We start from the raw sequence: 12,367 nt of genomic DNA, 5'->3' as shown, positions 1-12,367 counted from the left end.
ACTCGAGAGAATATTTTAGTATAGCGGGTCAAATAATCCTTTTTTTGCTATAATTAATCCATAAAATTACCCATAGGTGTACAATTTTCATCTCAAGGAATTTCGCATGTTCATTAATGAATACATTCGTTATGATGTGCATGGGCTAGCCAAGCTTATTAAAAATCAAGAAGTTAGTGCTAAGGAAGTATTAAAGTGTGCACAAGAACGTTTGCATGAAATAAACCCCATATTAAATGCCGTAGTCACTGATTGCTTTGAGTTTGCTCACCAGTGTCTTGCCAAAATGAAAGGTCATGAACCATATTATGGCGTACCTTTATTAGTTAAGGATTTAGGGCATGCCATGGAAGGGATTAGGCAAACAGAAGGATCTCATTTCTTTGCCAATAATATAGGGGCAGCCAATAGCGACTTGATTAATAAATTGATCGGTTTGGGCTTTGTCCCTGTTGCTAAAACCAATACTCCGGAATTAGGTCTTTCCTACGTAACGGAATCTGCTTTATGGGGACCTTGTAGAAATCCTTTTGATATCACGAGAACTGCTGGCGGATCCTCTGGAGGCTCTGCTGCTGCAATAGTAGGGGGAATAGCTCCTATCGCTACAGCAAGCGATGGAGGAGGTTCCATACGTATTCCTGCAGCATGCTGCGGTTTATTTGGATTTAAACCCACAACTGGTTTAATTCCTTCTGGTCCGTGGGTTGATGAATTGTGGTCAGGGATGGCCACCAATTTCCTGCTAAGCCGTTCGATTAGAGATTCTATTGCATTATTTAAAAATCTGGTTAATACTGCACCACTAACAGCTTGTTCTAAAAAGAAGAAACATTTAACCATATCTCAATTGGAGGGAGCCTTTGTAGATGTTGCGATTGCTCCTGAGTGTCTGGAAGCCATAGAAGAAATAAAGAAAAATTTAAAAAATATGGGGTATGAGTTAAATAAAGTAAATTTGACTTTGGATTTAACCAGTATAGGTACTTGTTCGCTCACTTTAATTGCAGCAAACACCTACGCCATGGTAAAGGCACAAGAACTAAACATTGGTAGAAAACCTCAAATTGATGAACTAGAACCCATTACCTGGGAGTTTTATCACAGAGGAAAAACACTTAAGGCTCATGAATTAATTGCTGCGAAAAATAGGTTATATCAATTACTAAGGCCTTTACACGAATTGTTAGAAAAAACAGACATCATTCTAACACCCGCTTTAGCCCAATTACCTCTATTAATTGGGCAATTACGAACAGATGAGGAGTTCAATACTTATTTACAAAAAAATATAGAATTTTCTCCCTTCACTTCCTTGTTTAATCAGGCAGGATTACCTGCTATGACCCTGCCGGTTATGTTTCAAAAACATCTACCGGTTTCTATTCAAATGGGCGCTGCAAAAGGAAATGATTTATTACTCCTGGAATTAGCCAATAAATTGCAACCTATGCTACCCAATGTTTTTTCTTCTCTATAAACTCAAAAGCTGATTTGATTCAATTCTTATGGTATTTATATATAACTGGACTTTAGAAATGCCTAAAAAAACAGAGGCCCGTATTACTAGCCCATAGCAGTGTAATAGTGGTGCATTTATGGGAGACATTGTACATAATGCTCGCTATTTGTAGATTAGTGTATTATAATTATTATTACTTGTTCTACGAGCATTTTTGGTTAAAATCTTGGTTTTCGGCAAAATCCTTCCTTTTATTAAACCTGGTTGCGAATTTCCCTCGATAATGACATTGTATTTTTTCTTTGAACGCTTTGGACAAGTATTTGTTTAATTTTATTTGGAATTTTGAAATGTCTGTGAAAGAAACTGGCCACGTTAAGTGGTTTAATGATGATAAAGGTTATGGCTTTATTAGTCGTGATAATGGTCAAGATGATGTATTTGTTCACTTCCGCTCTATCGTAAGTAATGCAGAACGCAAAACTTTACGAGAAGGACAGCGTGTGGAATTTGTTGTTACGAAAGGGGCTAAAGGTTTTCAAGCTGAAGAAGTAACCATTATATAAGACGCATTCCCTAAAAACTACCTCGTTTTTATTAATAATAAACGTGGTAGTTTTTATGCTTATATTTATTTTTCTTTCTTTTTATCAAGAATTTGCACCGATACTTGTTTTGTATAAAAACTCGCTGTTAAATAACGATATTTTACTTTATTTCCTTTAACCCACTCTTGAAAAGCCTTAAACTCATCTTGACGCCATGTAGCATTCCCGATGTACTCATCGAAAACTATGATCGTACCAGGAATAATCTGTGCACTTAATTCATCGAAAATTAATTTCGTAGAAGAATAAAGATCACAATCTATGTTCATAAAAGCAATAGGATCCTGATGATTTTTTTTAAAATCAGGCAACGTTTCATTAAACCATCCAGCTATTAAAGTCACATTATCAGCAACAGAAGGAACTTTACCATACGTGGAATAGGAGCCAGCTTTTTCATGATGCCAATCTTCAGGTAGGCCTTGGAAACTATCAAATCCGAAAATTTGGCGCTCGGGGAAAAGCTCAGCAATATGAGAAATCGAGTAGCCAAATCTTACTCCAAATTCCAATATTATTCCTGTCGAAGTAACATGAGGAGCTAATAAATCAAATGTTTGAAAAGTTGTACCACAGGAGATGAGATTTTTATCCGAATTTTTATGAAGATAATCAGCTGCATCTATCAGATCAAATCGCCTGAACGAGCGATAAGCGTCTATGGGAATATTATTTAATCCGTCAAGAATATCAATTGCAATTCTCTGGCAACAAAAATAATCGTTATTGCTTATTCGCTTAATTGCTCTGTCTAAAAGAGACTTCTCTGAGGTTTTATCATTTAAGGCGATATATACGGCATGAAGCAAAACAGTGATATGCCCGTCATTATCCGTTTCCTCAAGTGGCTCGAGCAATGCACATGCTTCATTAATTTTGTTTAAGTCAAGCAAGACCATCGCTTTTGCCCAATTAGTTTTAGGGGAATTGTCGTCCTTAAAATATGGAAACAAGGCGTATGCTTCTTTAATCCTCCCCTGCAGCCTCAATGCATACAAATAATAAGAGAGACTTTCGCGATCCATGTCTTCAATTCTAAAGGTCTCAAAAAGTTTGCAGGCTGAAAGAGAATTCTTGGCATGAGCCAGAGTTTTTGCCGTCATTAAGCCTATTTCCATTTTGAACTGGCTAAATAAATAAGCCTGCCAAAACATAGCTGCAGCTTTTATAGCTTCTCCCATTCTTAATAAGGCAGTTCCCTTTTGATAATATGCCTCAGAAAATTGGGGATTTATTTCTAATGCCTGATCATAAAATTTTAAAGCAAGCGGCAGATCCCCTGCTTCTAAGGCTTTATCCCCTTCAGACTTAATTAAAACGGGGTCTTGTTGAATCATTTCTTCTCTCCGCACCTCTCCTTATATCATAGTATTTTTTAAGATACTTAATAGGGAGTTAGGAAAGCGATTGTCAACACATCAGTCTTAACTCCAATTTGGCATTGGCAAGCTAACTTATGACCTAAAATTTATAATCCTGTAACTTAGCATTATTCGCTACTAAGCCAGCTTGGTTTTGGTGCTGCATTATTAATTGCTTCTTCAATCCCTTTTACCGTTTTACTTGAGTCCGTTTCATGGACAAAGAAAAAAGATCTGTTATTTGCCAGATTAATTGCTCCTTTCACGAGTATGCCAATACCCAAAGTACCAATCCATAAGGCTAAATTAGTTAGAAAACTAGAGCAACCTCTGTGCTCATCCAGTTCTTTTCGCGCTTCTTGGATATAAGCATCACAATTCTTTTTGAAGGTTTTATACGTTTGCAAAGTTGGCTCTTTAGAGAAATAAATCGTCCCAGCTTCATTTAACTGTTTATGCAGTATCAATGCAGCCTCCGGGCTTTTTCCATTCCACGTTTATCCAGATCAGTCATTTTATCATGCAACAACTTAAGTTGTGCCGCAAAAGCCTGTTGGTTCTGTGCATGCCCATTTTGCAGACAGGTTAAACGTTCCTGCTCTGCATCACGATATTGGGTCTCTCTCTCTTGCTGTTGATGAGCTAAACCTTTTTGCTCTGCGCGGTGCTCTTGGACTTCTCGCTCCTGCTGTTGGTGAATTAAGCGTTCTTGCTCTGCACGGTCTTGAGCTTCTCGCTCCTGCTGCTGGCGAATTAAACGTTCTTGCTCTGCATGGCGCTCTTGAGCTTCTCGTTCCTGCTGCTGGCGAATTAAACGTTCTTGCTCTGGGTGATGTTTTTGAGCTTCTCTCTCCTGCGGCTCTAAGAATTTTGTTGCTTGAATAAATACATTATTAAATTGTCTCTTTGCCGATATGTCATTAAAATCGTTGAGTACCTCATTAATTTCTGTAAACTGCCCCGACCGTCTAACTTTATCCCGTACTAAGCGATAGTTTCCTTGAAATTCCTCGTCTGCATTCGCGGGCATGACATTAGCTTCACTAAAATTAAACATAGTTACAGTTTTTGCAGTTCCCACTACTAGAGAAGTTGGGGTTGGCTTAATGCAATTAGTTAATGCATCAAAAATTGCTTTCTCGCCTTTCTTATCAGCAAGAATTTTAATATGCTCACTTAATTTGGGATAGTTTCCTAATATTTCCTGAATTTTTTCTTTATGGAGCAGTTCCCTTTCAAATTGCATTTCAATAATAAATTCCTCTAAATCTCTATTGAAGAGATCTTCCCCCAACGCATAAAATTCCTCTTCTGGTAACCCTGGCACTTCGGTCTGAACAAATTGCTTATAAGCATCTAACAACTTGCTGTATTCATCAGGTAACTCTTCACCGGGAGGAACTCCTCCTTCAAATACTCGCCTCATGGCGGCTCGAGTTTCTTGATAAACAGGAATAGAATTACGGATATCCTCATCGGAATAGAATTCTTGTCGTTGTCCTTTTATCCACTGCATCGCCGGCTTAAAATTATTATCCCCTCCACATTCCAATGAGTTACTTATCGTAACACCATGATCTTTTAAAAAAGGCTGACATAAACCTAAGTAGGCGGTACTAAAACAACTACCTAATATCACTGCAGAAAATTTGATATTTCTATTATTCAGAATATCCGTAATACCCTCTAATTGCCGCTTACTGAGATTGCTTAAACCTTGGGATGGATCTCCATGTCCTCCTCCAAGATACAACATATCAAAATCGGTATTAGGAGCTATTTTCGCCATTTTTTCTATGATGTACGTGGCATTTTTATTGTTGATTCTTCCAGTATCTTCTAACCCATTAAGATGATAGATGACATAGCTTCCTGTCTTTTCTTTAACAGTTTCGTAAATATAATCACGTACTATTTCCAGCTTAAATAAATCAAGAGCATGATTTAAGCGATCGCTGTCAGATAGGGTGTTGGATTGTACAAGATGAATTAATTCATTAAATTCTCGTGGGGCTTGTTCATCCGGTTCTAAACCATCTAAAGCAACTTTTAAGTCATCATATTGAATCCCATCAACATTTCTTATAATCAAAGCTTTTCTAGACATTGGAACGGGAGGCTGTATTTCCTTATTTTTGAATTTTTCAGGTAACGCCGTAGCAGTCATTTTTATTCCGTGACTATCTCGGCCCTCTTCTTTAAATCCAAGATTTTTATAGAATCGGATGGCATTCTCGTTATCATTATCAGCGTGCAATTTTATTGCAAAGGGTCGATTATTTTTTTTAGAATTCTCATCCTCTTGTAACATCACTTTTTGCATAAGTGCTGTACCAATGCCACGCTTCCCAGTTCTAGGATCTGAGCCTAGATTACTAATATAAGTTTGGTCTTTTTCTTGGGTTGCAAAAATATATCCAATAATTACATCAGGCCGTTTTTCCTCATAAAAAACATAACAGCTTTCTTCATTAAAAAACTGATTGAAATCGCTTTCCCTCCATCCACCTTCGGGATCAACGGTACTAAAAATAACTTTATCTAAAGCAAGGACTTGGCTTTTATCTCCTAGAGTTAAACGTCGAATAGGCATAATAATATTTAATAAGTTTAAAAAAGTACTATAACAAATCAAAGTTAAGAAATTATTAAGCCCATTATGATTGCTTCACGGTCGTTTCGTAATGACTGCTTTAACAATTTTGTTTTGCACAAGCTTACTTCCTCATGAGAGCGACCTAAAAAGACCTTATTAATCAATTTAATAAAATATAATATCTGGAATTCATACCAGACTTAGGTATAATGAGCGTACCAAACAATAGCAAGGATGTCTTTATGGCAAAATTAATCACCCTGCTCTTGCTTTTTTGTTCTTTAAGCCTTAACGCATCAATTCCTGTAAACGGTATTTTCGAAGCTACAAAATCGTGTCCTGCATATCTTTCTAAAAATAACAGGTCAAATCCTGGCAATTTAGTAATTCAACCTAATCAAAAATATCAATTAAAGGAAATAAATAAATCCATGCCTGACTGGTTGCGTATCCAATTTTCGCAACAGGAACCTAATAATCTGCGTTGGGTAAGTATTGATTGCGGGACAATTGAATACACTGAGAAAAACCCTGCATTTTGCGATCTTTCTCCAGGGATGGCTGATGCTTATGTGTTGGCCTTGAGCTCACAACCAGGTTTTTGTGAAACTTATGGTTATGAAATAGGTAAACCCGAGTGCTTAAAATTAACAAAATCATCTTATCAAACGAACCATTTGATCTTGCATGGCTTATGGCCCAATCAAGAAGCTTGTGGCAATAATTATGGTTATTGTGGAGTAAGTCCTCAAAAGCACCATTGCGATTACCCACCACTGAATTTATCTTCTAATGTTGATAAAGATTTAAAAAAATTCATGCCAAGCTATCATTATGGAAGTTGCTTGGAGCGACATGAATGGAATAAACATGGAAGTTGTCAAGCTTTAAGTATGGACGATTATTTTAGTTTAGCGATACGCTTGACCTCTGAAATTAACGACACAGAATTTGGGCAATACATAACAAAACATAGTGGTGAAACAGTACCGCTGGGGACGCTGAGAGAATTAATTAAAAGATCATTTGGGGAAAATAACGCCGGTAAAATTACTCTAAGCTGTAAAAACGACATTTTAGTGGATGTTTACATTCAATTACCTGCTTTAATACCATTTAATGAACCTTTAGGCTCTCTGGTTGATAAAGCGGGTAATTCAAAACACCAAGATTATTGTAGTGCAGATATAATCATTTCTGATTTTAGTAGCAACTGATAATTGTCTTCAAAATTTAAATACAGGTATTTTAGAGAATAAAAGAATATTGCAAAATTTTCTTATAAGGAGACCGCCTTGCACATTGTGAAAACTTCCTCTAATGTAGAGAGATTATTGATAGAGGGATGAAGATTATGCTAAAGCGGTGCTACTTATTGAGTTTAGTTATCTTTTTATTAGCAAATTGTGCTCACCATAAACCGCAATTACCTCCGGTTGAAGTTAAAAATCCAAGTACGCGCACAAATCAATTCAGACAAGTATCTTCATTTAACCAAGTAGTAGTACAAGGAAGACTGAATGTTACTTTACATACCGGATATAAAAAACCAGCCGTTATGTTACGAGGGGATCCAAGAGATTTAACCCAAGTGAGCACAATAGTTAAGAATAATACCTTGTACGTATCTTTAGGAGCAGGATATCCAGATTATGGTACGGTTAATGTTGATATTAGAAGCACATTTTTAAATCGCTTCCGTTATGAAGGAGCAGGGGTTATAACAGGAAATAATTTGCACACCAGCTATTTAGACTTGTATATTGCTAATGAAGGAACTACCTCACTCGGTGGCTCGATAGGTCTACAAAGATTGGTAGCAGTAGGTAATGGTGTTACTCAAATCAGTGGAGTATCCAGCAGAAATTTGCAAATTGTTTTAAAAGGAGATCCTAAAGTAGGAATATCAGGAGTTGTTAATCTCAGCTCACTGAAGATATACGGCAAGGGTATGTTAAGTTTATATTGGATAAAGAGCGATACTTTAACAATTCGAGCAAAGAAAGAAGCAAAAATTCAGTTGGCGGGCATTGTTAATAAACTTGATGTTGAATTATGGGGATTTGCTCAATTTAAAGGAAAATACCTAAGGGCACAACGCAGCTTTGTAAAAACTCATGATAAATCAATGGCTGAAATTTCTGCTGTCAATCACCAAAGTACTCTAGCAACAGATGCTAGTGATATTTATTATTATAATTTATCGAAAACTCGTGCTGATTTTATGGCATTTAATGGCTCTGTATTAGACATGCGTGATTGGAATCAGCCCGATCTAAAAGATTTTGATCGATATAATAAGCAATTCCCATAACAATTGGTCTTGGGAACCCCGGGAACAAGTTCTCGGGGTAGCTTTATACTTAAAATATAAAAGAGAAAATACTATACAATGAAGCAAGAGTCATTGATTATTTACTTTCATTAATACAATTAATGATTTCATCAAGATCGTTATCCAAAGGTAGTACGTGAGCAGAATTCTTTAACCAATGTATGTTCACATTAGGTAAATTGTAAAATAGTTGTTCTACTTGTTCGGAGGCAACTACTTGATCATGAACTCCTAGAAAAAGATCCACAGGACAATCAGGTGGTACCCATTCATGTTGCCGAGCAAGATTAAGCATTTCAATTATCGTAGAAATAGGGAGCTTTCTATAGGCAATTTCAGCACGTTCCTTAGTTATAAGATTACCCGCTGCATTACGAAGATGATGGAAGCCAAGACATTTAAGTATTTGAGCTAATTTGAGCATGGCATTTATTCGTAAGTGCAATCTCAATGCAGGAGCCAAAAGAAAAAGATGATTAATCGCAAAGGATTGGCTTAATTTACAGGCCAATAATCCACCTAAAGATAATCCTAAAATATCAACTTTTTGATATTGATTAACTAAAGTTTCACAAGCATTTTGGGCTGATAGCAACCAATCGGCAGCTTTAGAGTTAGAAAAGGCCTCTATGCTTTCTGCATGCCCCGCTAATACAGGACAGAGAATTGCGTCGTAGTTTTTTAATTTTGGAATTAAATATCTATAAACGGCGGGTGAAGAAGAGAACCATGTAACACTAACAATGCACGCTCTTTCCTGGTACCTTGTTGATTTATGGGCGCAAGAAGCTTTGCTTCTTCTGCTGCTAACTCACGGAGATGCCTCCCCCGACGCATATAGCGAAAATCATCCATCTTCATAAAAAATCCACTTTTCTTTTCCACGCTATTAATGTCATTTGAAATAATTTCCGTCGTTTAAAATAAAATCTAAGAAAACAGTATAAATGGCAAGTGATGTTAATTATATGACTAATTTTAGTATAAGCACTATAGCGTATGTTGACATTTCCTCTGTCTCTTTCATTATAATTTGCTAATATCTAACTATAATTCAAGTAAATGAAAGCTCATGATGAATAATCCAAGGCTAATTATAGGTATTAGTGGTTCTTCAGGTATTATCTATGGCATCAGACTCCTGGAAGTATTGCAAAAACTACCTATCGAAACTCATTTAGTGATCAGCAAAGCAGGCCAATTGACACGAGCCTATGAGACACAAATCAGTATGTCAGAACTCAAAGCTTTAGCTAATGTCTATCATCCCTGTACGGATTTTACTGCTTCTATTGCTAGTGGATCATTCAAAACCATGGGAATGGTTATTGCACCTTGTTCTATGAAAACCTTAGGTGAAATTGCTCATGGAATCAGTAGTAATCTATTAACTCGAGCAGCAGACGTCGTACTGAAAGAGCGCAGGAAACTCGTTTTACTACCAAGAGAAAGCCCTCTACATCTTGGCCACTTGAATAACATGGTCAACATTACTCAAATGGGTGGTATTATTTGTCCACCAGTTCCAGCTTTTTATAATCACCCCCAAAGCATAGATGATTTAATCAATGACACAGTTGGACGGGTTTTGGATTTATTTGATTTGGACTGTGGGTTGGTAAAAAGATGGGGAGAGGAATAAAAACGCGGCATAAGCCGCATTTTTATTAAATAATCAGAACAAAGATTAGTTCATTGATATACTAGTCTTTGCTTCCTCTGAAGCGACAGGAGCAGGAACAGACTTCTTAGGCTCTGCAAATACTGAAGTAGTGTGTTTTGGCTCTTCATCTGCAGAACTAGAACGCGCTAATGAAGAGTCAACTTTAGGACCATTTAAACCACTTAATGGATTCTTCTTAACGTCAAATTCAATTTCATCATCGTTAGCAGGTTCAAAATCTACTTTGTTTGATGACGCTTTACTGCGAAGACCAGCACAGAAACCAACTAGCGATTTAACCGCATTAATAACAGCAGCACCAGCATAAACAGCAGCGCTTGTTACAACAGCAGCAACACCTGCAGTTGCAGCTACTTGAGCAGCATAACCAGTGCCAACTAAAGCTGCAATAGAAAAGCCTAAAACAGTGAAATTAGCTACAGCAGCTAAAGCAGCAGGCCAGAAAGCAACAGTTAGAGCAGCAGCTCCGGCAACCACTAAAGAAGCCCAAAATGCAACAGCGATGGCTTTTTTGTGATTAGAAATGAAATTAGCTATGCTTGTTCCTACGTATTTAACAGCATCTAAAGTCAAACTAATCAAGCCACGGTATTTAACATAGTTCCCTTCGTCATCAGTAATGTAGTTGCCTCGTTTGTCTTTGGCATAAGAACCTAAAAATAGGTTAGTTAAACCAGAAAACACTGTTGCTGGCAAATAAAATACGCCCGTTGCAAATTGTTTAAATGTCATGTTTTACTCCAAGGTTATAAATCCGAACGGATTGTAGCAATCCGATTATCAAATGTGAATCAAAAGTGCGCAATATGTTGTAACAAAAGTGTAAAGTAAACTCTTTTTATCGTCATTCCAATAAGATGAATTTTCGCATTAAAAATCTCGAATTGAGCAGCCTTGATTTTTGAGTTACGAAATGCGTAAAATCAAGATTTCGATTGAAAAAATAGTAGGATTATCAACGAATTCTACGCAGCTGAGATTCTGGATCCTCTCGTTGTATCTTCGTGGTACTATGAGGATACGAGTCCTTAAAAATAGTCCACAGAGTGGATTTAACTTCTTCTGGGGAATCAGAACTATAATCATAAGATTCGTCATCGTCTTCATCAAACGATTCTGAGTGTTCCGCTTCCAAATGATTCATTAGATAATGATAAGTTTGTTGCTCATCCATTACTGGAAGATCAAGATTACTATTATTCTCAAAATAAGAATAAACATGCTTACCAATGCTAATTAGCTGTTTCCATACCACCATCCCCCCTAAAATAGCCCCAAAAGCAATTCCAGTAATAATACCGCCAAGGACTATTGCTGCAAGAGGGACTGATAAGGCAGTTAAAAAAGCCAAAGGAGCCACACCAAAAATGCTTATTCCAGCAAAGGCTGCCAAGACAGGAGGACAGAAAAAGGCTAAAAGAGCAACGCTTCCCCCTATAATAACTGAACCAAGAAAAAGTGCTGTCAAATAACTTTTATTTCGTTTGAACCATTCTTTAATTTTATCCCACATCTTCAGACTCCAAACTAAAATAGCGGAGATTATATCATTAATTTAACTTTATGGGTTAAATATGGACATGCTTTTGATATAGAGTGGGATCAGCGACTCCGGCACTTTGAAACCCTCGTTTTCTAAAGGCGCAACTATCGCATTGACCACAGGCTTCTCCAGCATCATTAGCTTGGTAGCAGGAAATAGTTAAGCTGTAATCAACGCCTAACTCTTGGCCTAATTGAATTGTTTGAGCTTTACTAAGATGTTGCAAAGGAGCCTGAATTGTAAATTCATCGCCCTCTATTCCAGCTTTAGTCGCCAAATTGGCCAACGTCTGGAATACTTGGATAAACTCAGGACGACAATCGGGATAATGTGAATAATCAACTGAACTCGCTCCAATAAAAATATCCCTGGCATCAATAGACTCTGCGTATCCTAAAGCTATTGCTAAAAATATGGTATTTCGAGCTGGAACGTAAGTCACAGGAATTTCAGCGCTCTCTCTAAATTGAGGCACTTCAATAGCTGAGTCAGTCAAAGCCGAGCCACCAAAAGCAGTGAGATCCAAGGTAACAATTTTATGCTCAACCACCCCCATGCGTTTCGCAATACGAGTTGAAGCGAATAACTCTGTAGAATGTCGCTGACCGTATGAAAAACTCAATGCATAACAAGCAAAACCTTGAGATTTGGCCAAAGCCAAACAGGTAGTTGAATCCAAGCCCCCGGAAAGTAATACTATCGCTTTTTTCATGATGCAAACCTCAAAAATAAAGTGAACAATTGCTTGCTCTGGAATTCCTGCTAAAATGTAGTGCAA

At 37.2% G+C, this 12,367-nt stretch carries 11 protein-coding genes and 1 pseudogene; 5 read left to right on the top strand and 7 right to left on the bottom strand.

The annotated features are described in order from the left end of the window. The first annotated feature begins 106 nt into the window (after positions 1-106). Both OK13_RS02840 and OK13_RS02835 read left to right on the top strand, forming a co-directional pair. Positions 107-1,480, top strand: a complete 1,374-nt coding sequence (locus OK13_RS02840; protein ID WP_035887448.1) for an amidase — start codon at positions 107-109, stop codon at positions 1,478-1,480. A 332-nt stretch (positions 1,481-1,812) separates the two neighbouring features. Beyond that, positions 1,813-2,028 carry a cold-shock protein gene (locus OK13_RS02835; RefSeq protein ID WP_035887447.1) on the top strand — a complete coding sequence of 72 codons (216 nt, stop codon included), beginning with the start codon at positions 1,813-1,815 and terminating at the stop codon, positions 2,026-2,028. A gap of 65 nt (positions 2,029-2,093) precedes the next feature. On the opposite strand, the gene OK13_RS02830 is transcribed toward OK13_RS02835, so the two are convergent. The 3 genes from OK13_RS02830 to OK13_RS02820 all read right to left on the bottom strand — a co-directional run bounded on the left by OK13_RS02830 (position 2,094) and on the right by OK13_RS02820 (position 6,024). Next, positions 2,094-3,407, bottom strand: a complete 1,314-nt coding sequence (locus tag OK13_RS02830) for a class I SAM-dependent methyltransferase (protein WP_035887445.1) — start codon at positions 3,405-3,407, stop codon at positions 2,094-2,096. 152 nt (positions 3,408-3,559) lie between these two features. Further along, positions 3,560-3,898, bottom strand: coding sequence for a hypothetical protein (locus tag OK13_RS02825; protein WP_035887443.1), 339 nt, complete (start codon positions 3,896-3,898; stop codon positions 3,560-3,562). Continuing rightward, entirely contained in the window at positions 3,895-6,024 is a 2,130-nt protein-coding gene (locus OK13_RS02820) for a GNAT family N-acetyltransferase (RefSeq protein ID WP_152571550.1), read from the bottom strand. Before OK13_RS02820 ends, OK13_RS02825 begins: the two co-directional genes overlap by 4 nt. A 245-nt stretch (positions 6,025-6,269) precedes the next feature. Here OK13_RS02820 and OK13_RS02815 point away from each other — a divergent pair, with 245 nt between their 5' ends. Together OK13_RS02815 and OK13_RS02810 are read left to right on the top strand one after the other, a co-directional pair. Next, positions 6,270-7,244, top strand: a complete 975-nt coding sequence (locus tag OK13_RS02815) for a ribonuclease T2 family protein (protein ID WP_035887439.1) — start codon at positions 6,270-6,272, stop codon at positions 7,242-7,244. Positions 7,245-7,381: 137 nt separating this feature from the next. Beyond that, positions 7,382-8,341: a GIN domain-containing protein gene (locus OK13_RS02810; RefSeq protein ID WP_035887437.1), complete on the top strand. Its 960-nt coding sequence runs from the start codon at positions 7,382-7,384 to the stop codon at positions 8,339-8,341. Between the two features lie 97 nt (positions 8,342-8,438). On the opposite strand, the pseudogene OK13_RS02805 reads toward OK13_RS02810, so the two are convergent. Further along, positions 8,439-9,223 (bottom strand): annotated as a pseudogene (locus tag OK13_RS02805) (alpha/beta hydrolase). Positions 9,224-9,434: 211 nt separating this feature from the next. Between OK13_RS02805 and OK13_RS02800 the strand changes: the two are divergent. Beyond that, positions 9,435-10,004, top strand: a complete 570-nt coding sequence (locus tag OK13_RS02800) for a UbiX family flavin prenyltransferase (RefSeq protein WP_081964844.1) — start codon at positions 9,435-9,437, stop codon at positions 10,002-10,004. Positions 10,005-10,049: 45 nt separating this feature from the next. Here OK13_RS02800 and OK13_RS02795 read toward each other — a convergent pair whose 3' ends face one another. The 3 genes from OK13_RS02795 to queC form a co-directional block, all read right to left on the bottom strand. Continuing rightward, positions 10,050-10,778 carry a hypothetical protein gene (locus OK13_RS02795; RefSeq protein WP_035887436.1) on the bottom strand — a complete coding sequence of 243 codons (729 nt, stop codon included), beginning with the start codon at positions 10,776-10,778 and terminating at the stop codon, positions 10,050-10,052. 223 nt (positions 10,779-11,001) lie between these two features. Continuing rightward, positions 11,002-11,559 (bottom strand): hypothetical protein, encoded by a 558-nt coding sequence (locus OK13_RS02790; protein WP_052117538.1) that lies wholly within the window; start codon positions 11,557-11,559, stop codon positions 11,002-11,004. A 55-nt stretch (positions 11,560-11,614) separates the two neighbouring features. After that, positions 11,615-12,301, bottom strand: a complete 687-nt coding sequence (queC, locus tag OK13_RS02785) for a 7-cyano-7-deazaguanine synthase QueC (protein ID WP_035887471.1) — start codon at positions 12,299-12,301, stop codon at positions 11,615-11,617. Positions 12,302-12,367: the final 66 nt, after the last annotated feature.

Origin of the sequence: Legionella norrlandica, assembly GCF_000770585.1 — a bacterium.
Taxonomy (GTDB): Bacteria; Pseudomonadota; Gammaproteobacteria; order Legionellales; family Legionellaceae; genus Legionella; species Legionella norrlandica.
Note: the sequence above shows the minus strand (reverse complement) of the source record. Positions and strands in the feature narration are given on the sequence as shown.

What these genes read in the sequence shown, in the direction of transcription:
- OK13_RS02840 (WP_035887448.1), top strand. Translation starts at nt 107, where the DNA reads ATGTTCATTAATGAATACATTCGTTATGATGTGCATGGGCTAGCCAAG.
- OK13_RS02835 (WP_035887447.1), top strand. Translation starts at nt 1,813, where the DNA reads ATGTCTGTGAAAGAAACTGGCCACGTTAAGTGGTTTAATGATGATAAA.
- OK13_RS02830 (WP_035887445.1), bottom strand. Translation starts at nt 3,407, where the DNA reads ATGATTCAACAAGACCCCGTTTTAATTAAGTCTGAAGGGGATAAAGCC.
- OK13_RS02820 (WP_152571550.1), bottom strand. Translation starts at nt 6,024, where the DNA reads ATGCCTATTCGACGTTTAACTCTAGGAGATAAAAGCCAAGTCCTTGCT.
- OK13_RS02815 (WP_035887439.1), top strand. Translation starts at nt 6,270, where the DNA reads ATGGCAAAATTAATCACCCTGCTCTTGCTTTTTTGTTCTTTAAGCCTT.
- OK13_RS02810 (WP_035887437.1), top strand. Translation starts at nt 7,382, where the DNA reads ATGCTAAAGCGGTGCTACTTATTGAGTTTAGTTATCTTTTTATTAGCA.
- OK13_RS02800 (WP_081964844.1), top strand. Translation starts at nt 9,435, where the DNA reads ATGATGAATAATCCAAGGCTAATTATAGGTATTAGTGGTTCTTCAGGT.
- OK13_RS02795 (WP_035887436.1), bottom strand. Translation starts at nt 10,778, where the DNA reads ATGACATTTAAACAATTTGCAACGGGCGTATTTTATTTGCCAGCAACA.
- OK13_RS02790 (WP_052117538.1), bottom strand. Translation starts at nt 11,559, where the DNA reads ATGTGGGATAAAATTAAAGAATGGTTCAAACGAAATAAAAGTTATTTG.
- queC (WP_035887471.1), bottom strand. Translation starts at nt 12,301, where the DNA reads ATGAAAAAAGCGATAGTATTACTTTCCGGGGGCTTGGATTCAACTACC.